The organism is Kitasatospora sp. NBC_00458, from assembly GCF_036013975.1.
GTDB lineage: Bacteria > Actinomycetota > Actinomycetes > Streptomycetales > Streptomycetaceae > Kitasatospora.
In genome coordinates this window covers 6,352,917-6,375,142 of sequence record NZ_CP107904.1, presented here as the reverse complement: position 1 = coordinate 6,375,142, position 22,226 = coordinate 6,352,917, and the positions used below count along the sequence as shown (strand labels likewise).

At 71.5% G+C, this 22,226-nt stretch carries 18 protein-coding genes; 8 read left to right on the top strand and 10 right to left on the bottom strand.

Annotation, left to right across the window (positions count from 1 at the left end):
* Positions 1-271 precede the first annotated feature (271 nt).
* From whiA to uvrA, 6 genes are all read right to left on the bottom strand, one after another.
* Entirely contained in the window at positions 272-1,252 is a 981-nt protein-coding gene (gene whiA, locus OG550_RS26625) for a DNA-binding protein WhiA (protein ID WP_148642545.1), read from the bottom strand.
* Complete coding sequence (locus tag OG550_RS26620) at positions 1,243-2,316, bottom strand: gluconeogenesis factor YvcK family protein (protein WP_442906178.1); 1,074 nt, start codon at positions 2,314-2,316, stop codon at positions 1,243-1,245. Before OG550_RS26620 ends, whiA begins: the two co-directional genes overlap by 10 nt.
* A gap of 121 nt (positions 2,317-2,437) precedes the next feature.
* Positions 2,438-3,349: an RNase adapter RapZ gene (gene rapZ / locus OG550_RS26615; RefSeq protein WP_327681657.1), complete on the bottom strand. Its 912-nt coding sequence runs from the start codon at positions 3,347-3,349 to the stop codon at positions 2,438-2,440.
* A gap of 118 nt (positions 3,350-3,467) precedes the next feature.
* Positions 3,468-5,534 (bottom strand): excinuclease ABC subunit UvrC, encoded by a 2,067-nt coding sequence (uvrC, locus tag OG550_RS26610; protein ID WP_327681656.1) that lies wholly within the window; start codon positions 5,532-5,534, stop codon positions 3,468-3,470.
* A 51-nt stretch (positions 5,535-5,585) separates the two neighbouring features.
* Positions 5,586-6,032 carry a Rieske (2Fe-2S) protein gene (locus tag OG550_RS26605; protein WP_327681654.1) on the bottom strand — a complete coding sequence of 149 codons (447 nt, stop codon included), beginning with the start codon at positions 6,030-6,032 and terminating at the stop codon, positions 5,586-5,588.
* 150 nt (positions 6,033-6,182) lie between these two features.
* Positions 6,183-9,092 (bottom strand): excinuclease ABC subunit UvrA, encoded by a 2,910-nt coding sequence (gene uvrA / locus OG550_RS26600; RefSeq protein ID WP_327681652.1) that lies wholly within the window; start codon positions 9,090-9,092, stop codon positions 6,183-6,185.
* Between the two features lie 272 nt (positions 9,093-9,364).
* Between uvrA and OG550_RS26595 the strand changes: the two genes are divergently transcribed.
* Positions 9,365-10,177, top strand: a complete 813-nt coding sequence (locus tag OG550_RS26595) for a maleylpyruvate isomerase family mycothiol-dependent enzyme (RefSeq protein ID WP_327681650.1) — start codon at positions 9,365-9,367, stop codon at positions 10,175-10,177.
* Between the two features lie 54 nt (positions 10,178-10,231).
* A complete protein-coding gene (locus tag OG550_RS26590) occupies positions 10,232-10,885 on the top strand; it encodes an MBL fold metallo-hydrolase (protein ID WP_327681648.1) in 654 nt (217 codons plus the stop codon).
* A gap of 90 nt (positions 10,886-10,975) precedes the next feature.
* Here OG550_RS26590 and OG550_RS26585 read toward each other — a convergent pair whose 3' ends face one another.
* The 4 genes from OG550_RS26585 to zapE form a co-directional block, all read right to left on the bottom strand.
* Positions 10,976-11,953, bottom strand: coding sequence for a TerC family protein (locus tag OG550_RS26585; protein WP_327681646.1), 978 nt, complete (start codon positions 11,951-11,953; stop codon positions 10,976-10,978).
* A gap of 262 nt (positions 11,954-12,215) precedes the next feature.
* The gene (locus OG550_RS26580; protein WP_327681644.1) at positions 12,216-12,797 is read right to left on the bottom strand and encodes a TerD family protein; all 582 of its coding nucleotides are present in this window, start codon (positions 12,795-12,797) and stop codon (positions 12,216-12,218) included.
* A 273-nt stretch (positions 12,798-13,070) separates the two neighbouring features.
* The gene (gene uvrB / locus OG550_RS26575; protein WP_327681642.1) at positions 13,071-15,167 is read right to left on the bottom strand and encodes an excinuclease ABC subunit UvrB; all 2,097 of its coding nucleotides are present in this window, start codon (positions 15,165-15,167) and stop codon (positions 13,071-13,073) included.
* A 100-nt stretch (positions 15,168-15,267) separates the two neighbouring features.
* Complete coding sequence (zapE, locus tag OG550_RS26570) at positions 15,268-16,329, bottom strand: cell division protein ZapE (RefSeq protein ID WP_442906177.1); 1,062 nt, start codon at positions 16,327-16,329, stop codon at positions 15,268-15,270.
* Between the two features lie 102 nt (positions 16,330-16,431).
* Here zapE and OG550_RS26565 point away from each other — a divergent pair, with 102 nt between their 5' ends.
* From OG550_RS26565 to OG550_RS26540, 6 genes are all read left to right on the top strand, one after another.
* Positions 16,432-17,199 (top strand): pyrimidine reductase family protein, encoded by a 768-nt coding sequence (locus OG550_RS26565; protein ID WP_327681640.1) that lies wholly within the window; start codon positions 16,432-16,434, stop codon positions 17,197-17,199.
* 144 nt (positions 17,200-17,343) lie between these two features.
* Positions 17,344-17,805: an indole-3-glycerol phosphate synthase gene (locus tag OG550_RS26560; RefSeq protein WP_327681638.1), complete on the top strand. Its 462-nt coding sequence runs from the start codon at positions 17,344-17,346 to the stop codon at positions 17,803-17,805.
* Between the two features lie 175 nt (positions 17,806-17,980).
* Complete coding sequence (gene murC, locus OG550_RS26555) at positions 17,981-19,405, top strand: UDP-N-acetylmuramate--L-alanine ligase (RefSeq protein WP_442906078.1); 1,425 nt, start codon at positions 17,981-17,983, stop codon at positions 19,403-19,405.
* A gap of 21 nt (positions 19,406-19,426) precedes the next feature.
* Positions 19,427-19,831 (top strand): peptide-methionine (R)-S-oxide reductase MsrB, encoded by a 405-nt coding sequence (gene msrB / locus OG550_RS26550; protein WP_327681636.1) that lies wholly within the window; start codon positions 19,427-19,429, stop codon positions 19,829-19,831.
* Between the two features lie 164 nt (positions 19,832-19,995).
* Positions 19,996-21,426 (top strand): AAA family ATPase, encoded by a 1,431-nt coding sequence (locus OG550_RS26545; protein ID WP_327681634.1) that lies wholly within the window; start codon positions 19,996-19,998, stop codon positions 21,424-21,426.
* On the top strand, positions 21,423-22,052 hold the full coding sequence (locus OG550_RS26540) for a hypothetical protein (protein WP_327681632.1): 630 nt from the start codon (positions 21,423-21,425) through the stop codon (positions 22,050-22,052). The genes OG550_RS26545 and OG550_RS26540 overlap by 4 nt, the downstream gene beginning before the upstream one ends.
* Positions 22,053-22,226 lie beyond the last annotated feature (174 nt).

Genomic DNA, 22,226 nt, shown 5'->3' with positions numbered 1-22,226 from the left:
TGCCGACGGGGTGGAATTTGGGATGTCCCCGACCGCCTATGACCCTACCCCTCCTAGGCCGGGTAGAGCACATCAGCTCGCTCCGCAACCCCTGGCGTGGCGCGTGATCCGGGCACCTTCGGGCCTTCCGTCCTTGCCCTCCCGGGCAGTTGGTCCCGGGGCCGCGGACCCTCCGGCGGGAGCCCCCGTCCCAGTCCCCGGACACGGCACCGCCGGTGCCCGAGGTACGGGCACCGGCGGGGAGATCATCACCGAACGCGATCGTCAAGAGTCAGTTGAGTGCCATCTCGTCCGTCAGGTTGGCCTCGGTGCTCGGCAGGCCCAGTTCGGAGGCGCGCTTGTCGGCCATCGCCAGCAGCCGGCGGATCCGGCCGGCCACCGCGTCCTTGGTCAGCGGCGGGTCGGCGAGGGCGCCCAACTCCTCCAGCGAGGCCTGCTTGTGCTGCATCCGCAGCTGGCCCGCGGCGGCCAGGTGCTCGGGCACCTCCTCGCCGAGGATCTCCAGCGCGCGCTGCACCCGGGCGCCGGCCGCGACCGCGGCCCGGGCCGAGCGGCGCAGGTTGGCGTCGTCGAAGTTGGCGAGCCGGTTGGCGGTGGCCCGCACCTCGCGCCGCATCCGGCGCTCCTCCCAGGCGAGCACCGACTCGTGGGCGCCGAGGCGGGTGAGCAGCGCGCCGATGGCGTCGCCGTCGCGGATCACCACCCGGTCCACGCCGCGCACCTCGCGGGCCTTGGCGGGGATGCCGAGCCGGCGGGCGGCGCCGACCAGGGCGAGGGCCGCCTCGGAGCCGGGGCAGGTGATCTCCAGCGAGGAGGAGCGGCCGGGCTCGGTGAGCGAGCCGTGCGCGAGGAAGGCCCCGCGCCAGGCCGCCTCGGCGTCGCAGGTGGCGCCGGAGACCACGGCCGGGGGCAGGCCCCGGATCGGGCGGCCGCGGCCGTCCACGAGCCCGGTCTGCCGTGCCAGCAGTTCGCCGTCCTTGACCACCCGGACCACGTACCGGCTGCCGCGCCGCAGGCCGCCGGGGGCCATCACGACCAGGTCCGAGGAGTGTCCGAAGATCTCCAGCAGGTCCTTGCGCAGACGCCGGGCGGCAGCGCCGGTGTCCAGCTCCGCCTCGATCACGATGCGACCGCTCACGATGTGCAGCCCGCCCGCGAATCGCAGGATCGCCGACACCTCCGCCTTGCGGCAGCAGGCCCGGGTGACCGGGAGCCGGCTGATTTCGTCCTTCACCGCTGGAGTCATCGCCATGGCCCGATCCTTCCATGTGTCCGGAAAATCCGGTCGTACGCTGCCGCCAGAAGCTCCGGGTCGTGTCGCGGCGTGCCGTCGGTACGGGCGACCCGGCCGAGCACCAGGGCGGCGCCCATCCGCTCGGCGGCCTTCTCCAGGCCGGCCAGGTCCGCCTGGCCGAAGGCGCCGCCGGTGACGGCGCGCTCGTCCACCAGGATCGCATCCACCGCGAGGGCGGGGGCGTGGTCGGCGATGACCTCCAGGTGACGCTGCGGGGTGAAGCCCTCGGTCTCGCCGGGCTGCGGGGCCAGGTTCAGGGTGAGCAGGCGGCGTGCGCGGGTCTCGACCAGCGCCTTGGCCAGCTCGGGCACCAGCAGGTGCGGCAGCACGCTGGTGAACCAGGAGCCGGGGCCGAGCACCACCCAGTCCGCCTCGCGGACGGCGGTGACCGCCTCGGGGACGGCCGGCGGCTCGTCCGGCAGCAGCCGGACCGACTGCACGGTGCCCGGGGTCACCGCGACGCTGGCCTGGCCGCGGACGGCGGCCAGCTCGGCCGGGTACTCCGGGTCGTGGCCGCGGACGACCGCCTCGATGTCCAGCGGGACGGCCGACATCGGCAGCACCCGGCCCTGGACGTTGAGCAGCCGGCCGACCCAGTCGAGGGCGGCGACCGGGTCCCCGAGCTTCTCCCAGAGCGCGACGATCAGCAGGTTGCCGACGGCGTGGCCGCCCAGCTCGCCGCTGCCGGTGAAGCGCTGCTGGATCACCTCGGACCAGGTGCGGCCCCAGTCGTCGTCGCCGCAGAGCGCGGCCAGCGCCTTGCGGAGGTCGCCCGGGGGCAGCACCCCCAGCTCCTCGCGGAGCCGGCCGCTGGAGCCGCCGTCGTCGGCGACGGTGACCACGGCGGTCAGGTCGGTGGTGAGCCGGCGCAGCGCGGACAGTGAGGCGGACAGGCCCTGTCCGCCGCCGAGCGCGGTGATCCTGGGCGCCTGGTTGGTCCGGGGCGTCTGGTGGGGACGGGCCGGGCTGGTGCGGGCCGCCCCGGTGCGGGGCCGGCCGGTCGCGTAGGACCGGGCCGCCACCCCGCTCCGGTCGGCGGTCTTGTTCTGAAACTGCCGCCCGGGCACGTATCCCGTCACACCTACCTCGCGTTCCTCTTGCCGGCCGCCGACCTCCGCCGGCGGCCCGGCAGGGATGCGGCGGCTACTCCCGTCCCATGTCACGGTGGACGAGCACCGTTTCGACGCCGTCCGAGATGAGACGTTTCGTCAGCCGCTCGGACATCGCGACGCTGCGGTGCTTGCCACCGGTGCAGCCTACGGCAAGCGTCATGTAGCGCTTCCCCTCGCGGCGGTAGCCCTCGGTGACGATGCGCAGCAGCTCCGCGTAGCCGTTGAGGAACTCGTTGGCGCCGGGCTGCTGGAAGACGTAGTCGGCGACGTCGGAGTCGGTGCCGGTACGGGCCCGCAGCTCGGGCACCCAGTGCGGGTTGGGCAGGAAGCGGCAGTCCACCACGAGGTCGGCGTCGACGGGCAGGCCGTACTTGAAGCCGAAGGACATCACGGTGGCCCGCAGCTCGGGTTCGTCGTGGTCGGCGAACTGGGCGTCGAGCTTGGCGCGCAGCTGGTGGACGTTGAGGTTGGAGGTGTCGATCACCAGGTCGGCCTCGCCGCGCAGCTCGCGCAGCAGGTCGCGCTCCTGGGCGATGCCGTCGACGATCCGGCCCTCGGCCTGGAGCGGGTGCGGGCGGCGCACGCTCTCGAAGCGGCGGACGAGGGCGTCGTCGGAGGAGTCGAGGAAGACCACGCGGAGCCGGACGCCGCGCTTCTCCAGCTCGTCCAGGGAGGTCAGCAGGTCGTCGAAGAACTGCCGGCCGCGGACGTCCACGACGGCGCCGATCCGGGCGACGTTGCCCTGGGACCGGGCGCCGAGGTCGACCATGGTCGGGATGAGGGCCGGCGGCAGGTTGTCCACCACGAACCAGCCCAGGTCCTCCAGGCACTTGGCGGCGGTGGAGCGGCCGGCTCCGGACATGCCGGAGATGATCACCAGCTCAGGGGTGTTCTCCCCGCCGGCCTCCGGCCGGGCGGTGCCCCCGTAATCGGACACGGTCACTTCGGTTCCCCGCTCTCGGTGGTTCTGCAATGGAGAACGCGCGTCGCGCTGGCAAGCTTCCCCGGCTCACTCGGGCGAGTGAGCGCGGGGCGCGCCGGCTGACGGGCGGCGTCGGCCGTCATGGCGTCTCCCGGATGGGTGCGGTCTCGGGCGCCGCGGGCGCCGGCTCGTCGGCACCGTCCTCGATGATCTCGCCAGTGGCGGTGTTCACGGCCGGTGCGGCAGGTGTACGGGACGACAACGCCGCCGCAACTGTCTCCGCCGTCCGCCGGCCGATGCCGGGGACCGCGCAGAGTTCGTCGACGGTGGCCGCCCGGAGCCTCTTCAGCGAGCCGAAGTGCTTGAGCAGCGCCTGACGGCGAGTCTCGCCGAGCCCGGGGACGGAGTCCAGTTCTCCGGCGGTGAGTCGCTTGGAACGCTTGCCGCGCTGGTAGGCGATGGCGAAGCGGTGGGCCTCGTCGCGGACCCGCTGGAGCAGGTAGAGGCCCTCGCTGCTGCGCGGGAGCACGACCGGGTCGTCCTCGCCGGGCAGCCAGACCTCCTCCAGGCGCTTGGCGAGGCCGCAGAGGGCGACGTCGTCGATGCCGAGTTCGTCCAGGGCCCGCTGGGCGGCGGCGACCTGGGGCTGTCCGCCGTCGACGACGATCAGCTGCGGGGGGTAGGCGAAGCGGCGCGGGCGGCCCGTCTCCGGGTCGACCGGGCCGCCCGGCACCTCGGCGGTGCCGGGCTCGTCCTCGGGCCCCTCCTCGGGGACGGCCCACTCACCGGTCCGCTCGCGCTCCTGGAGGTAGCGGCGGAACCGGCGGCTGATCACCTCGTGCATCGAGCGGACGTCGTCCTGGCCCTCGAACCCCTTGATCTGGAAGCGGCGGTACTCGCTCTTGCGGGCCAGGCCGTCCTCGAAGACGACCATCGAGGCGACCACGTCCTCGCCCTGGAGGTGGGAGATGTCGAAGCACTCGATGCGCAGCGGGACGGAGTCCAGTTCCAGCGCGTCGGCGATCTCCTGGAGGGCGCGGCTGCGGGTGGTGAGGTCGGAGGCGCGCTTGGTCTTGTGCAGGGCGAGCGCCTGCTGGGCGTTCCGCTGCACGGTGGCCATCAGGTCCTTCTTGTCGCCGCGCTGCGGCACCCGCAGGTCGACCTGGCTGCCGCGCAGGCCGCTCAGCCAGTCGCGGGCCGGCCCGGCCGGGTCGGGCAGGGCGGGGACCAGGACCTCGCGGGGGACGGACCCGCCGCTCTCGTCCTCGCGGGCGCCGCCGTAGAGCTGCTGGAGGGCGTGCTCGACCAGGCCGGCGGTGTCGACGTCCTCGACCTTGTCGGTGACCCAGCCGCGCTGGCCCCGGACCCGGCCGCCGCGGACGTGGAAGATCTGGACGGCGGCCTCCAGTTCGTCCTCGGCGACGGCCAGCAGGTCGGCGTCGGTGGCGTCGGCGAGGACGATGGCGTTCTTCTCCATGGCCCGCTTGAGCGCGCCGATGTCGTCCCGCAGGCGGGCAGCCTTCTCGTACTCCATGTCGGCCGCGGCCTCCTGCATCTCGCCCTCCAGGCGGCGCAGGTAGTTGCCGGTGCGGCCGGCCATGAAGTCGCAGAAGTCCTCGGCCAGGGCGCGGTGTTCCTCGGGCGTGACCTTCCCGACGCAGGGGGCGGCGCACTTGCCGATGTAGCCGAGCAGGCAGGGGCGGCCGACCTGGCGGGCGCGCTTGAAGACGCCGTTGGAGCAGGTGCGGACGGGGAAGACCCGCAGCAGCAGGTCGACGGTCTCGCGGATCGCCCAGGCGTGGCCGTAGGGGCCGAAGTAGCGCACGCCCTTCTTGTGGGCGCCGCGCATGACCTGGACCCGCGGGTACTCCTCGTCGAGGGTGACCGCCAGTTCGGGGTAGCTCTTGTCGTCGCGGTACTTGACGTTGAAGCGGGGGTCGAACTCCTTGATCCAGGAGTACTCCAGCTGGAGCGCCTCGACCTCGGTGGCGACCACGGTCCACTCCACCGAGGCGGCGGTGGTGACCATGGTCGCCGTGCGCGGGTGCAGTCCGGCGAGGTCCTGGAAGTACGAGGAGAGCCGCGGGCGCAGGCTCTTGGCCTTGCCGACGTAGATGACCCGCCCGTGGGCGTCGCGGAACTTGTAGACGCCCGGCGAGACGGGGATGGCGCCCGGCGCCGGGCGGTAGGTGGACGGGTCAGCCATGGGTCCACCGTACCGAGTCGGGCCGGGGCTTCGGAGAGGAGATCAACTGCTTCAGCGCGGGGTCACCTTGAGGTTGCCGCCCTCGACCGCCACGGTGTACTCGGGCAGCGGGGTGGGGGCCGGGCCGTCCAGCACGGCGCCGTCGGTGATGCCGAACAGGCTGCCGTGGCAGGGGCACTGGATCTTCTGGTTCTTGACCTGGTCGACGATGCAGCCGGCGTGGGTGCACTTGGCGCTGAACGCCTTGTACTGGCCCTCGGCGGGCTGGGTGACGACGATCTTCTTCTCGCGGTAGACGGTGCCGCCGCCGACCGGCACGGCGGAGGCCGGGCCGACGTCCACCGGGGTCTTGGCGGCGGAGGAGTCGGAGGAGGACGAGGAGCAGCCGGAGACGGCCAGCGTGCCCCCGGCGGCGAGGACGGCCGCGGCGCCGCAGAGCAGGGTGCGGCGGGAGGTGGCGGGGCTGTCGGCCGGCAGGCTGTCGGGGGCCTCGGGCATGAGGGTGCTCCTGGTCTGGCGGGTGGCACCGCGGCTGCGGGGGTGTGCGCGGCCGCGACGGCCCGGCTGCTGGCGGGCCGGGCGGAAGTCTATGCCGCGTTTATCCGGCCGCCCCCCGTGCGTCGGGGGGCGGCCGGGGCGGTTTCCGGTCTACTTCCGGGCGGCGGCGCGCTTGCGCGGTGCCTTGGCCTTGACCGGGGCGGCCGGGGCCTCCTCGAACTCGCCCGGCAGGATGTCCCGGAGGAACTTGCCGGTGTGGCTCTCGGAGACGGCCGCGATCTGCTCCGGGGTGCCCTCGGCGACGACCGTGCCGCCGCCGGAGCCGCCCTCAGGGCCCATGTCGACGATCCAGTCGGCGGTCTTGATCACGTCGAGGTTGTGCTCGATCACGATCACCGTGTTGCCCTTGTCCACCAGCCCGGAGAGCACCGTGATCAGCTTGCTGATGTCCTCGAAGTGGAGACCGGTGGTCGGCTCGTCGAGCACGTAGACCGTCCGGCCGGTGGAGCGCTTCTGCAGCTCGGAGGCGAGCTTGACGCGCTGGGCCTCGCCGCCGGAGAGGGTCGGCGCGGACTGGCCGAGCCGGACGTAGCCGAGGCCGACGTCGTTGAGCGTCCGCAGGTGCCGGGCGATCGCCGGGACGGCCTCGAAGAAGCCGAGGGCCTCCTCGATGGGCATGTCCAGCACCTCGGCGATGGACCGGCCCTTGTAGTGCACCTCCAGCGTCTCCCGGTTGTACCGGGCGCCGTGGCAGACCTCGCACGGCACGTAGACGTCCGGCAGGAAGTTCATCTCGATCTTGATGGTGCCGTCGCCGGAGCAGTTCTCGCAGCGGCCGCCCTTGACGTTGAAGGAGAACCGGCCGGGCAGGTAGCCGCGGACCTTGGCCTCCTGGGTCTCCGCGAAGAGCCGCCGGACGTGGTCGAAGACGCCGGTGTAGGTGGCCGGGTTGGAGCGCGGGGTCCGGCCGATCGGCGACTGGTCGACGTGCACCACCTTGTCCACCTGGTCGGTGCCGGTGATCCGGGTGTGCCGGCCGGGCACCGTGCGGGCGCCGTTCAGCTCCCGGGCGAGGTGGGTGTAGAGGATGTCGTTGACCAGGGTCGACTTGCCGGAGCCGGAGACGCCGGTGATCGCGGTGAAGGTGCCGAGCGGGAAGCCGACCGTGACGTCCTTGAGGTTGTGCTCGCGGGCGCCGTGGACGGTCAGCTGGCGCTTCTTGTCCCGCTCGCGGCGGGTGGCCGGGATCGGGATGGAGCGCTTGCCGGAGAGGTACTGGCCGGTGAGCGACTCCTTGTTGGCGAGCAGCTGCTTCAGCGAGCCGGAGTGGACCACCTTGCCGCCGTGCTCGCCGGCGCCGGGGCCGATGTCGACCACCCAGTCGGCCATCTTGATGGTGTCCTCGTCGTGCTCGACGACGATCAGGGTGTTGCCGATGTCGCGGAGCCGGACGAGGGTCTCGATCAGCCGGTGGTTGTCGCGCTGGTGCAGGCCGATGGACGGCTCGTCCAGCACGTAGAGCACGCCGACCAGGCCGGAGCCGATCTGGGTGGCGAGCCGGATGCGCTGGGCCTCGCCGCCGGAGAGGGTGCCGGCCGCCCGGTTGAGCGAGAGGTAGTCCAGGCCGACGTCGACCAGGAAGCGGAGCCGCTCGTTGACCTCCTTGAGGACGCGCTCGGCGATCTGCTTGTCCCGGGCGTTGAGCTTCATCGCGCCGAGGAAGTCGGAGCAGTCGCTGATCGACATCGAGGAGACCTCGGCGATCGAGCGGCCCTCGACGGTGACGGCCAGCACCACCGGCTTGAGCCGGGTGCCCTGGCAGGTCGGGCAGGGCACCTCGCGCATGTAGCCCTCGAAGCGCTCGCGGCTGGAGTCGCTCTCGGCCTCGGTGTGCCGGCGCTGGATGAACGGCACCGCGCCCTCGAAGCCCGTGGTGTACGAGCGGTCGCGCCCGTACCGGTTGCGGTAGCGGACCTCGACCTGGTGCTTGTGGCCGTACAGCAGCGCCTTCTTCGCCCGGGCCGGGAGCCCGGCCCAGGGGATGTCGGTGCGGAAGCCGAGCTCGCCGGCGAGCGCGTCGATCAGGCGCTGGAAGTACTCCTTGGTGTGGCCGCCGGACCACGGGTGGATGGCGCCCTCGTCCAGCGACTTCTCGTCGTCGGGGACGACCAGCTCCGGGTCGACCTCCATCCGGTTGCCGAGGCCGGAGCAGTCCGGGCAGGCGCCGAACGGCGAGTTGAAGGAGAACGAGCGCGGCTCCAGCTCCTCGAACGACACGTCGTCGTAGGGGCAGTACAGGTGCTCGGAGTACATCCGCTCGCGCTCGGGGTCGTCCTCCGGGAGGTCGACGAAGTCGAGCACGACCATGCCGCCGGAGAGCCGCAGGGCGGTCTCCACCGAGTCGGTCAGGCGGCGCTTGGCGCTCTCCTTGACGGTGAGGCGGTCGATGACCACCTCGACCGTGTGCTTCTCCTGCTTCTTGAGCTTGGGCGGCTCGGCGAGCTGGACCGTCTCGCCGTCCACCCGGGCCCGGGCGTAGCCCTTGGACTGGAGGTCGGCGAAGAGGTCGACGAACTCGCCCTTGCGCTCGCGCACCACCGGGCTGAGCACCTGGAAGCGGGTGCCCTCGGCGAGCGCCAGCACCTTGTCCACGACGGCCTGCGGGGACTGCTTGGCGATCGGGCGGCCGCAGTGCGGGCAGTGCGGCTTGCCGATCCGGGCGAACAGCAGGCGGAGGTAGTCGTAGACCTCGGTGATTGTGCCGACGGTCGAGCGGGGGTTGCGGTTGGTGGACTTCTGGTCGATCGAGACGGCCGGGGAGAGGCCTTCGATGAAGTCGACGTCGGGCTTGTCCATCTGCCCGAGGAACTGGCGGGCGTAGGAGGACAGCGACTCGACGTAGCGGCGCTGCCCTTCGGCGAAGATCGTGTCGAAGGCCAGCGAGGACTTACCGGACCCGGAGAGGCCCGTGAAGACGATGAGGGAGTCGCGGGGCAGGTCGAGCGAGACGTTCTTGAGGTTGTGCTCGCGAGCACCGCGGACGATGAGGCGGTCGGCCACTGCTTCTGGCGCCTTTCTCCGGGCGAGAGGGCTGGAATGTGATGCGTTGCTTCTTCCAGGATGCGCCAGTCAGCCTACTAGCTCACGCGTTCGATTATCGAGCTCGTCCAGCCGGGTCCACCCGAACGAGTGAAGCGCTCGCCGGGCGCTGACGGTGGCGGTTCGGGAAAACCCCTGCTCAGCCACGACACGGGGAGATAGCGTCACCCTCGTCAACGAGCGAGGCCCCGTCCGGGCAACGCCGCCGACCACTCCGACGGGGAGCGCATCCGATGAGCGAGTCCGAGACCACCCTCCAGAGCGCCGGCGGGAGCGCCGACGCGGCCGCCGACCGGGCCGCCGACCTCGCGGGCGAGCGGCTGCGCGGGGTGGCCGCGAGCACCGACGCCCTGCTGCGGACCGTGAGGGCGCTGGACCCCGCGGCCCTGGCGGAGCCGTCCGCCCTGCCCGGCTGGACCAGGGGCCACGTGCTGGCCCACCTCGCCCGGAACGCCGACTCGCTGGTCAACCTGCTCGACGGCGCCCGCACCGGCACCGACATCCCGCAGTACGCCAGCGAGGAGGCCCGCGACCAGGGCATCGAGGACGGCGCGGGCCGCCCGCCGGAGGTCCAGCTCGACGACCTGGAGGACACCCACCGGAGCTTCGCCGCCGCGGCCGCGAAGCTGCCCGGCACCGCCTGGACGGCCTCGGTCCGGCACCGGTCCGGCTACGACTTCCCGGCGTACGACATCCCGTGGAAGCGGCTGATGGAGGTCGAGTACCACCACGTCGACCTGGCCGCCGGCCACACGCCCGCGGACTGGCCGGAGTCCTTCGCGGTGGCGGAGTTCCGGCGGCTGGCGGGCCGGCTCGCGGGCGCCGCGGACCTCCCGGCGGTCCGGCTGGTGGCCGGGGACACCGCGGACGAGGCCCTGATCGGCTCCGCCGGCGACGCGCCCGCGCTGACCGCCGAGGGCCCGGTCCGGGCGCTCACCGCCTGGCTCTCCGGCCGCTCCGCGGGCGACGGGCTCCTGGTCCACCGCGGCGGCGCCCCGCTCGCCGACGGTCCCGCCGCCCTGCCGGTCCTCCCCCCGCTGGGCTGACCGCCCCGGAGGCGAGATGCTGTCAGGGCAACCCACACCACGAGGAGCGGACGGATGACGTACCACGGAGCGGTCAAGGTCGGCGGACCGCCGGACGTGCGCGAGCTGGCCCATCTGATCATCACCAAGGTGGCGGTCGGACCGTACGACAACAACGCCTACCTGCTGCGCTGCCGCGACACCGACGAGCAGCTGCTGATCGACGCGGCGGCCGACGCACCGGTCCTGCTGGAGACCGTCGGCGAGAACCTCGCCACCGTGGTCACCACCCACCGGCACCACGACCACTGGGGCGCGCTGGCCGAGGTGGTGGCCGCCACCGGCGCCCGCACCGCCGCCGGGCGGATCGACGCCGAGGCCGTCGAGGTGCCGACCGACCTGCCGCTCGACGACGGCGACACCCTGCGGGTGGGCCGCTGCGAGCTGACCGTCCGGCACCTGGTCGGCCACACCCCCGGTGCGATCGTGCTGGTCTACGACGACCCGCAGGGGCACCCGCACGTGTTCACGGGCGACTGCCTCTTCCCGGGCGGCGTGGGGAACACCTGGGGCGACCCGGAGGCCTTCCGGACCCTCTTCCGGGACGTCAACGAGAAGCTCTTCGACGCGCTGCCGGACGAGGCCTGGGTCTACCCCGGCCACGGGAACGACACCACCCTGGGCGCCGAGCGCCCGAACCTGCCCGTCTGGCAGGAGCGCGGCTGGTAGGCCCGCCGGCGGCCCGCCCAGGGCCTTCCGGGACGACAGCGGGCCCGCGACCACTGCTCGGTCGCGGGCCCGCTGCGCTCGGGGACGGGGTCAGGCGTCGATCTTCTCCGCCGCCTCGGCCCGCTCGGCCTTCTTCGAGGCCATCAGGCTGGTCACGGTGGTGACGGCGAGCACCACCACGATGAAGCCCAGCGAGAACGGGATGCCGATCTCCGGGACGTGGGCGCCCTGCTCGTGCGCCGCGTGCAGCACCAGCTTCACGCCGATGAAGCCGAGGATCACCGACAGGCCGTACGAGAGGTGGACCAGCTTCTTCAGCAGGCCGCCGATCAGGAAGTACAGCTGGCGCAGACCCATCAGCGCGAAGGCGTTGGCGGTGAAGACGATGTACGGGTCCTGGGTCAGGCCGAAGATCGCCGGGATCGAGTCCAGCGCGAACAGGACGTCGGTGGTGCCGATCGCCAGCATGACGATCAGCATCGGGGTCATCAGCCGGCGGCCGTTCTCCCGGATGAAGAGCTTGGTGCCGTGGTACTTGTCGGTCGACGGGAAGCGCCGCTCGATCGTCTTGAGCAGGCGGTTCTCCTCGAACTCCTCGTCCTCCTCGTCGGAGCGCGCCTCCTTGATCAGCTTCCACGCCGTCCAGATCAGGAAGGCGCCGAAGATGAAGAAGACCCAGGAGAACTGCGTGACCAGGGCCGCGCCGCCGGCGATGAAGATCGCCCGGAGCACCAGGGCGATGATCACACCGAACATCAGCACGCGCTGCTGGTAGATCCTCGGCACCGCGAACTTGCTCATGATCAGGATGAACACGAACAGGTTGTCGACACTGAGCGACTTCTCGGTGATGTACCCGGCGAAGAACTCACCGGCCGGCTGCGCGCCGGAGTGCCACCAGAGGAACCCGCCGAAGAGTGCCGCCAGCACGATCCAGACCGTGGTCCAGATACCGGCTTCCTTGATCGACACCTCGTGCGGCTTTCGGCCGCCGATGAAGAAATCGGCCACGATCAGTGCCAAAAGCACCACGATCGTGCCGACCCACAGGCTTACGGAAACGTCCACTACTGCTCCTCCGGCAGGTAGGCGAGACAGTCATCGTCACTGCCGGAGGTCTCTTCCGCCCGTCGGACGCGCTACGGCGCGCCCGCGGACCAGCGCCCCGGGGTGCCGCTGGGGGCACCCGTGATGACGGGGACGACTGCGGGGGAATACTCCCCTCCGCTGCCAACGAGGGTAACAGCAATCCCAAGGAAAGGTAAAGAAGGTAAAGCCGCCCGGGCTCCGGGGCCCGTACCGGCGCCCGCGCCCGATCCGGCTCCGGCCGCTACAGGAACGGCTCGATGGCGGGCAGCAGGTCCTGGAAGGTCCGGCCGCGGGCCGGGGCCCCGATCGCCTGCATCCCCCAGCCGCCGGACTCCTCGCGGAACACCTTCGCCATGATCTGCCCGGTGTGCGGACCGCCGCCGGTCAGCTCGTACCGGGCCAGCTCCAGCCCGGTCGACTCGTCGACCAGCCGGCAGTGCGCGTTCCGGACCTCCGCGAAGGTCTGCCCGGTGTACGAGCTCACCGTGAACACCACCTGGGTGATCTGCGGCGGCACGTGCGCCAGGTCGACCAGGATCGCCTCGTCGTCCTCCCCCGCGCCGGCTCCGCCGACCAGGTTGTCCCCAGTGTGCCTGACCGAGCCGTCGGCGCTCTCCAGGTGCTGGAAGAACACCACGTCGGACGGGGTCCGCTCGGCGTACAGCAGGGCCGAGGCGTCCAGGTCGATCTGCCTGGTCCGGCTGCCGAACAGGCCGCGGCGGGGCGCCGCCTCCCAGCCGAGGCCCATCCGGACCACGGTGAGCGTCTCGCCCGACCCCTTCTGGAGGCTGACCCGCTGACCCTTGGCAAGTGTCACCGACACGGCGATGTGTCCTCTCTGCCCAGCCGCGCGGTCGATCCCCGCGCAGGCTCCACGGTGGAACACCCCGTTGCCGTCCCCCGGCTGAGGCCCCCTGTTGCGGCCGCCCCGTCCAGCGGCGGCACCGCAGGCCAGCCTAGGCCCTGCGGCAGAACGCTTCGATCGCCGTGTACCCCTTTGTGGCAGGGCTGAGACACCGCCGGGCTTGACCGGGAACGGAACCGGCCACGCCCGGCGGGGCCCGGCGGCACGCCGCGGGAGGCCGCGGGAGGCCGCTCAGGCGATGCCGGCCTCGCGCATCTGCCGCAGCTCCTTCTTCAGCTCCTTGACCTCGTCCCGCAGCCGGGCCGCGACCTCGAACTGGAGGTCCGTCGCCGCCGCGTGCATCCGCTCGGTCATCGACTGGATCAGTTCGGCCAGCTCGGCGGCCGGCATCGACTTGGCCGGCTTGCGGTCCTTGCCCAGGGCCGGGACCGGCGCCTTGCCGCCCTTGGCCCCGGCACCGCGGTAGCCGGTGGAGAGCAGCTGGTCGGTGTCCACCTCCTCGCGGGCGAGGGTGTCCAGGATGTCGCCGATCTTCTTCCGCAGCGGCTGCGGGTCGATCCCGTGCTCCTTGTTGTACGCCTGCTGGACCACCCGGCGGCGGTTGGTCTCCCCGATGGCCTTCTCCATCGCCGGGGTGATCCGGTCCGCGTACATGTGGACCTGCCCGGAGACGTTGCGGGCGGCACGGCCGATGGTCTGGATCAGCGAGGTGCCGGAGCGCAGGAAGCCCTCCTTGTCGGCGTCCAGGATCGCCACCAGGGAGACCTCCGGGAGGTCCAGGCCCTCGCGGAGCAGGTTGATGCCGACCAGCACGTCGTACTCGCCGGCCCGCAGCTCGCGCAGCAGCTCGACCCGGCGCAGCGTGTCGATGTCGCTGTGCAGGTACCGGACCCGGATGTCGAGGCCGAGCATGTAGTCGGTGAGGTCCTCGGACATCTTCTTGGTCAGGGTGGTGACCAGGACGCGCTCGTCCCGCTCCACCCGCTTGCGGACCTCGTGCACCAGGTCGTCGATCTGGCCCTCGGTGGGCTTGACGATCACCTCGGGGTCGATCAGGCCGGTCGGGCGGATGATCTGCTCGACCTGGCCGTCGCCCCGGGACAGCTCGTACTGGCCGGGGGTGGCGGAGAGGTAGACGGTCTGGCCGATCCGCTGCTGGAACTCCTCCCACTTCAGCGGGCGGTTGTCCATCGCGGAGGGCAGCCGGAACCCGTGCTCGACCAGGGTGCGCTTGCGCGAGGCGTCGCCCTCGTACATCGCGCCGATCTGCGGGACGGTGACGTGCGACTCGTCGATGACCAGGAGGAAGTCCTCCGGGAAGTAGTCGAGCAGGGTGTTCGGCGGGGAGCCGGGCTCGCGGCCGTCGAAGTGCATCGAGTAGTTCTCGACGCCGGAGCAGGTGCCGATCTGGCGGAGCATCTCCAGGTCGTAGGTGGTGCGCATGCGCAGCCGCTGGGCCTCCAGCAGCTTGCCCTGCTTCTCCATCCGCGCGAGGGTCTGCTCCAGCTCCTTCTCGATGTCGCCGACGGCGCGCTCCATCCGCTCCGGGCCTGCGACGTAGTGCGAGGCCGGGAAGACGTGGACGGAGTCGTCCTGGCTGATGATCTCGCCGGTCAGCGGGTGCAGGGTGTACAGCGCCTCGATCTCGTCGCCGAACATCTCGATCCGGACGGCGAGTTCCTCGTAGACCGGGAAGATCTCGATGGTGTCGCCGCGGACCCGGAAGGTGCCGCGGGTGAAGGCGAGGTCGTTGCGGGTGTACTGGATGTCGACGAAGCGGCGGAGCAGGATGTCGCGGTCGATCTCCTCGCCGACCTTGAGCCGCACCATCCGGTCCACGTACTCCTGCGGGGTGCCGAGGCCGTAGATGCAGGAGACGGAGGCGACCACGACCACGTCCCGGCGGGTGAGCAGCGAGTTGGTGGCGGAGTGGCGCAGCCGCTCGACCTCCTCGTTGATCGAGGAGTCCTTCTCGATGTAGGTGTCCGTCTGCGGGACGTACGCCTCGGGCTGGTAGTAGTCGTAGTACGAGACGAAGTACTCGACCGCGTTGTTCGGCAGCAGCTCGCGGAACTCGTTGGCGAGCTGGGCGGCCAGGGTCTTGTTCGGCGCCATCACCAGGGTGGGGCGCTGGAGCTTCTCGATCATCCAGGCCGTGGTGGCCGACTTGCCGGTACCGGTGGCACCGAGCAGGACGACGTCCTTCTCGCCGCCCCGGACCCGGCGTTCCAGCTCGGCGATGGCCGCCGGCTGGTCGCCGTTGGGCTGGTAGGGACTGACGACCTCGAAGGGCGTCTCTGACCGCTCGATGTTCGTGATGGGGCGCACGTGTCCACCGTACGACCCGCCACCGACAAAGATGACCCGCCCCGGTGAGCCGCCCGGCCCCGGCCGCCGTGCGGCGCCGTCCGCTACACGGCGCCGTCCGCTACGCGGCGCTGTCGCGGGCGAGCGCGACCAGGCGGGAGACGGCCCGCAGGTACTTCTTGCGGTAGCCGCCGCGCAGCATCTCCTCCGGGAACACCTGGTCGAAGGGGACCCCGGACGCGGTGACCGGCAGCTCGCGGTCGTACATCCGGTCCGCGAGGACGACCAGGCGCAGCGCGGTGGACTGGTCGTCGACCTGCCGGACGCCGCGCAGGCAGACCGCCGTGACGTCGTCCAGCAGCGCGCCGTAGCGGCTGGGGTGGACGGCCGAGAGGTGGCCGAGCAGGGCGTCGAAGTCGTCCAGCGAGGCACCGGGGGTGCGGTGCGCGGCGGCGTCCACCTGCGCGTCGGTGTACGGCGGCGGGGCGGCCGGCAGGCCCCGGTGGCGGTAGTCCTGGCCGTCGATCCGCATCGGGCGGAAGTGCGCGGACAGGCCCTGGATCTCGCGGAGGAAGTCGGCGGCGGCGAAGCGGCCCTCGCCGAGCTTCTCGGGCAGGGTGTTCGAGGTGGCGCAGAGCCGCACGCCGTTGTCGACCAGGCGGCCGAGCAGGGTGGAGACCAGGACGGTGTCGCCCGGGTCGTCGAGCTCGAACTCGTCGATGCAGAGCAGGCGGTGCCCGGAGAGCGTGGTCACGGCCTGCTGGAAGCCGAGCGCGCCGACCAGGTTGGTCAGTTCGACGAAGGTCCCGAAGGCCTTGGGGCCGGGCGCGGCGTGCCAGAGCGAGGCGAGCAGGTGGGTCTTGCCGACGCCGTAGCCGCCGTCCAGGTAGACGCCGGCCGGGCCGGTGGGCGCGGGGGCGCTGCGGCGGAACCAGCTGCGCTTCGGGGCGGACCCGCCGCCGCTGTTGAGCGCGCCGGCGAACTGCTCCAGGACCTGGACGGCCTCGTACTGGCTGGGCTGCGTCGGGTCCGGGATGTACGTCCCGAAGCTCACGTCGGAGAAGCGCGGCGGCGGGACCATCTCGGCGACCAGCCGCTCGGCGGGGACGACGGGACGCCGGTCGGTGAGCGCGGACGGTCCGGGGGCCCCGCCGGTGGCGGCTATCGGCTCGGGGGCGATCACGGCTTCGGGGTGTGAGGCTGTTGGCACGGTAGTACAGGGTACGCCCGGCCGCGCACGGGGCGGGCCCCGGCCGCCGGCGCGCGCCGGTGGAAGACTGGCGGCATGCAACAGTTGATCAGCCCGCTGGCCGGGCCGTTCGCCGACCCGGCCTCGCTGGAGTCGCTCGCCGCCGTCTACGCGTACCCCGACCAGGTGAATCACGGCCGGCCGTGGCTGCGCGCCAACATGGTGGCCGGCCTGGACGGCGGGGCCCGGCTGGACGGGCTCTCGGAGGGGCTCTCCGGTTCGGCCGACAAGCGGATCTTCGGTGTGCTGCGGGCGCTGTCGGACGTGGTGCTGGTGGGCGCCGAGACGGTCCGCGCCGAGGGGTACCGGCCGGGCCGGGCCCGCGCCGAGTTCGCGGCGGCGCGGCGGGCGGCCGGGCAGGCGCCGGCGCCTGCCATCGCGGTGGTCAGCCGCTCGCTGGGGCTCGACCTGGCGGCGCCGCTGTTCACCGAGCCGCTGGTGCGGACGGTCGTGATCACCACCGAGGACGCCCCCGCCGAGAGCCGGGCGGCGGTGGCCCGGGTGGCCGACGTGATCGCGGTGGGCCGGGGGTCGGTGGACCTGTCGGCGGCGGTCGCGGCGCTGGCCGACCGGGGCTGGACGAGGATGCTGAGCGAGGGCGGACCGCGGCTGCTGGGACAGTTGGCCGCCGCCGGCCTGCTCGACGAGCTGTGCCTGTCCCTGGCCCCGATGATCACGGCCGGCGACGCGCCGCGGATCATCCACGATGCGGAAATGCCTGACGTGCAGCGGATGAGACTGGTCTCATTGATCGAGCAGAAAGGATTCCTCTTCACCCGTTACCTGCGTCCGCCGACCCCGTGACCCCCGGACAGTGATCCCGCTCCCACTTGGGACGTTCCCTCCGCGTGGCCCGTGTGCCGGGTGAGCGAGGTGCGGAAAGCTTCCGCCGGGGCAGTATGGGATCCGATGCCGGAGCCCGGGGGCCGGCGACTGGAAGGGACTCACGTGTTCAAGACGGTACTGATGATCGAAAAGGCACTCTCCGACGCCGATGTGGAGCTGGTCACCACGCTCCACAGCGACGAGAAGGTGTCCTTCGTCGTCCTCATGCAGCCGCGCGGCAAGCAGGACGAGCTGCTGCGGGCGCTGGACGACGTCGCCCTCGGCCACCTCGACAAGGTGGTGCACGAGCACGACGAGTCCGAGAGCGGGCCGACGGTGGCCACCGAGTCGCTGGAGCACAGCCTGCGCCACCTGCGGCAGGCCGGTGCCGAAGCGGTCGGCGAACTGGTCGAGGAGAAGCCCCTGGACCGGCTGCGGGCCGTGGTCGGGGAGCACCAGGCCGACGAGGTGGTGGTGCTCACCTCGCCGCACTTCGTGGAGGAGTTCTTCCACCGCGACTGGGCCTCCCAGGCCCGGCACAAGGTGGGCGTCCCGGTGCTGCGGCTGTTCGCCAGCGACTCCTGACGCCCTCCCCGCCCGCCCTCGGGCAAACGGTGCCGAGGGCTCCCGGTGGTGCAGAATCGTCCTTGCGGTCCGGTCCGCGAGGGCGATTCGGCTTTGCCGCCCGCCCTGCCCCCTGTCCCTCCCTCCTCGCCCACCGCCGGGCAGGAGGGGCCCATCGCCCGTACGGAGCCCCGCCTTGAACGACGCCGCGCACGACCTGCACGCCCCGCACTTCATCGGCATCGGCGGCGCCGGGATGTCCGGCCTGGCGAAGATCCTCGCGGTGCGCGGTGCCAGTGTCTCCGGCAGCGACTCCAAGGAGTCCGAGACGGTCCTCGCGCTGCGCGCCCTCGGCGCCAGCGTGCACATCGGCCACGCCGCCGAGCACGTGCCGGACGGCGCCAGCAGCATCGTGGTCTCCAGCGCGATCCGCGCCGACAACCCGGAGCTGGCCACCGCCCGCGAGCGCGGCATCCCGGTGGTGCACCGCTCCGACGCGCTGGCCGCACTGATGGGCGGGCGGCGGGCGCTCGCCGTGGCCGGCACCCACGGCAAGACCACCACCACCAGCATGCTCGCCGTCGCCCTCGGCGAGCTGGGCCTCGACCCGTCCTACGCGATCGGCGGCGACCTCGACGCCCCCGGCTCCAACGCCCACCACGGCACCGGCGAGATCTTCGTCGCCGAGGCCGACGAGAGCGACCGCAGCTTCCACAAGTACGCGCCCGAGGTGGCGATCGTGCTCAACGTGGAGCTCGACCACCACGCCAACTACGCCTCGATCGACGAGATCCACGAGTCCTTCGAGACCTTCGTCGGCCGGATCGCCCCCGGCGGCACCCTGGTCGTCTCCGCCGACCACGGGGGCGCCCGCGAGCTGACCGCCCGGGTCGCCGGCCGCGAGGACCTGCGGGTGGTCACCGTCGGCGCCGCCGAGGACGCCGACCTGCGCGTCCTCTCCGTGGTCGCGCACGGCATGACCAGCGAGGTCACCGTCCTGCTCGACGGCGCCGAGCTCACCTTCACCGTCTCGGTGCCCGGCCGGCACTACGCGCACAACGCGGTGGCCGCGCTGGCCGCGGGCGTCGCGCTCGGCGTCCCCGCCACCGACCTGGCCAAGGCCATCGCCGCCTACACCGGCGTGCGCCGCCGCCTGCAGCTCAAGGGCGAGGCCGGCGGGGTCCAGGTGATCGACTCCTACGCGCACCACCCGACCGAGATGACCGCCGACCTGGAGGCGATCCGGGAGGCCGCCGACGGGCGCGTCCTGGTGGTCTTCCAGCCGCACCTGTTCAGCCGCACCCAGCAGCTCGCCGAGGAGATGGGCGCCGCGCTCGCCCTGGCCGACGCCTCCGTCGTGCTCGACATCTACCCGGCCCGCGAGGACCCGATCCCCGGCGTCACCAGCGAGCTGATCATCGAGGCCGCCCGCAAGGCCGGTGCCGAGGTCACCGCCGAGCACGACTTCGCCGCGGCCCCCGCCCTGCTGGCCGGCCTGGCCCGCCCGGGCGACCTGCTGCTCACCATGGGTGCGGGCGACGTCACCAACCTCGGTGAGGCCGTCCTGGCAGAATTGGGTAGGGGCCTGGAGCACCTCGCGAACGTCGCCACCAACGTCTGAGTCCCACGACCTGGAGCCGTGATGAGCTACGAGATCGAGAAGACCGACGCCGAGTGGCGCGCCGAGCTCTCCCCGGAGGAGTACCACGTCCTCCGCGAGGCGGGCACCGAGCGCCCGTTCACCGGCGAGTACACCGACACCAAGACGGTCGGCGTCTACGGCTGCCGGGCCTGCGGCGCCGAGCTGTTCAGCTCGGAGACCAAGTTCGACAGCCACTGCGGCTGGCCGTCCTACTACGCGCCGCTCGCCGGGGACCGCGTCCAGTACATCGAGGACACCACGCTCGGCATGCGCCGGGTCGAGGTCCGCTGCGCCCGCTGCGGCGGGCACCTCGGGCACGTCTTCGAGGGCGAGGGCTACGGCACGCCGACGGACCAGCGGTACTGCATCAACAGCGTCTCGCTGACGCTGAAGCCGGCGGAGTAGCCGGTCCGAGGAGCAACAGGGCGGGCGGGTGCCATCGAGATGGCACCCGCCCGCACGCAGTCGCGCCACCATCCGCGGGACGCTGTCCGAGAACTGGATAGGCTGGCCCGGCACTGAGCCAGTCACGGTGAAGTGGAACCGCCCCGTCGGCCGGAAGGGTCCTGATGCTCACCCGCCTAGAGGTCCACGGATTCAAGAACCTCCTTGGCCTCGGGGTCGACTTCGGCCCCTTCACCTGCATCGCAGGTGAGAACGGGACCGGGAAGTCGAACGTCTTCGACGCGATCCAGTTCCTCTCCCTGCTTGCGGACAAGTCGATGATGGAAGCCGCTCAGGAGGTCCGCGGGGTACACGGCGAGAGGCACGGCGACCCACGTGACCTCTTCTGGAAGGGCTACCTCCCGGGTCGGCACAGGATGAGCTTCGCAGTGGAAATGATCGTCCCTGCCACGATCGAGGATGATTTCGGCAGGGTCGCGAGGCCTACGACCACCTTCCTGCGGTACGAGCTGGAGATCGGCTACCAGGAGCCGTCCGGGCTGGACCGGTTCGGCCGTCTGACCCTTCTTCGCGAGGACCTGCGCCACATCACCAAGGGCACAGCCAAGGAGCACATCCGCTTCCCGCACAGTGCGGCGCGGTTCCGCAACGAGGTGATCCTCGGCCACCGCAGCGGCGCTCCGTACATCTCCACCGACACCGACGCGGCCAACGGTGAACCGATCGTCAAGATCCACCAGGACGGCGGCAGCCGAGGCCAACCGAAGCCCGCAGCCGCGTCCCGGGCTCCGGCAACCGTCGTCTCCACCATCACGTCCAGCGACGATCCCACCATCCTGGCGGCGAGGCGGGAGATGGAGTCCTGGCGCCGACTCGCCTTGGAGCCTTCAGCCCTCCGCAGTGCAGACCGATTCGTTGATCCCCAGATCATGGAGGCGGACGGCTCGCATCTTCCGGCGGCCTTGTACCGAATCGCGCATACAGCGGCCGAATCCGCCGAACTCGACCCGGAGCAGGTGTACGCCCGTGTTGCCGGCAGACTGTCCGACCTGACCGGCGTACAGATCCGCGACCTCGCCGTCGATCAGGACGAAGTGCGCCAGCTCCTGACCGTCAAGGTCCGGGAGGCCGATGGGATGTTCCTCCCGGCCCGCAGCCTCTCCGAGGGGACTCTTCGTTTTCTCGCGCTCTGTGTGCTGCTGGAGGACACCAGCGTCCGCGGAATGGTGTGCATGGAAGAGCCGGAGAACGGGATTCATCCGGCCAACCTCGTGCCCATGGTCGAGCTGGTCCAGGACCTGGCAGTCGATCCTACGGCCACTCCGGGAGGCGACAATCCGTTTCGACAGGTACTCATCAACACTCATTCCCCTGGCGTAGTCCAATTGGTGGACCGGAATCACCTCTTGTTCGCCGACTCCGTACTTCGGAGACTCGATGACGGAACCCTGGCCCGCAGTCTCCAGCTCCGCCCGCTCCGCGGCACCTGGCGCGCTTCCGAAGGTGATCGGGACTACGTCACCAAGGCCGACATCCTGCCGTACCTGACCACTCCTCCCGGGGCGCAGACGACACTCGACTGGAGCATGGCGTGACCCTTCGCGTTCTGTTCACCGGCGAGGGAGCCAGCGACAACGGGCTCGTCCCCCACATCGAGGCAGCCGCGGCCCGGGAAGGGCTCCGAGCCATCGTGACAGCGCCGGACTTCGGTCGCCTGCCGGTATCCGAACTGCACTCGGTACCAGCGAAGTTGCGAGCCATCCGCGCCTTGGAAGACTCCGACTACGACCTCGTCATCATCCACCGCGACGCCGACCGCATCGGACCGCAGGAGCGCCGCAGCGAGGTCGCACAGGCAGTTGGCACCACTTGGCCGGGGCACTTGCACATTGCTGCGGTCCCGGTCCGTGCGCTTGAGGCGTGGCTACTCCTCGACGAGCATTCCATCCGCCAGGTCGCGGAGAATCCGAACGGGAAGGCCCGGCTCGCCCTCCCCAAAGGCATCGCCGCCGAGCGTGTGCCGGACCCCAAGAAGCTGCTCCGCGAAAGTCTGGCCACCGCGAACGGAAGTACAGGGCGGCGGCTCGACAACTTTCGGAGACGATTTCCCCAGCACCGCCACCAGCTCCTGGAGCGCCTGGACGCGTTCGGGCCGGTCAGCCAACTCCCCTCATGGCAGGCGTTTATGACAGATCTCCGGATCGCCTTTCAGGCTCTCTGACCCCACCCCGTCCGAAGCGTTCCCGGCAAGGCACGCCGACCGACCAGCGGTACTGCATCAACAGCGTCTCGCTGACGCTGAAGCCGGCGGAGTAGCCGGTCCGGCGCCGCGTGCGGCGGGGCCCGGGAACCGGTTCGGTTCCCGGGCCCCCGTGCTGCGGGGTCCGTTCTCGGG

Excerpts from the sequence above, each read along its gene's own strand:
- whiA (WP_148642545.1), bottom strand. The coding sequence starts at position 1,252 with ATGGCGATGACTCCAGCGGTGAAGGACGAAATCAGCCGGCTCCCGGTC.
- uvrC (WP_327681656.1), bottom strand. The coding sequence starts at position 5,534 with ATGGCTGACCCGTCCACCTACCGCCCGGCGCCGGGCGCCATCCCCGTC.
- OG550_RS26605 (WP_327681654.1), bottom strand. The coding sequence starts at position 6,032 with ATGCCCGAGGCCCCCGACAGCCTGCCGGCCGACAGCCCCGCCACCTCC.
- OG550_RS26595 (WP_327681650.1), top strand. The coding sequence starts at position 9,365 with ATGAGCGAGTCCGAGACCACCCTCCAGAGCGCCGGCGGGAGCGCCGAC.
- OG550_RS26590 (WP_327681648.1), top strand. The coding sequence starts at position 10,232 with ATGACGTACCACGGAGCGGTCAAGGTCGGCGGACCGCCGGACGTGCGC.
- OG550_RS26565 (WP_327681640.1), top strand. The coding sequence starts at position 16,432 with ATGCAACAGTTGATCAGCCCGCTGGCCGGGCCGTTCGCCGACCCGGCC.
- msrB (WP_327681636.1), top strand. The coding sequence starts at position 19,427 with ATGAGCTACGAGATCGAGAAGACCGACGCCGAGTGGCGCGCCGAGCTC.
- OG550_RS26545 (WP_327681634.1), top strand. The coding sequence starts at position 19,996 with ATGCTCACCCGCCTAGAGGTCCACGGATTCAAGAACCTCCTTGGCCTC.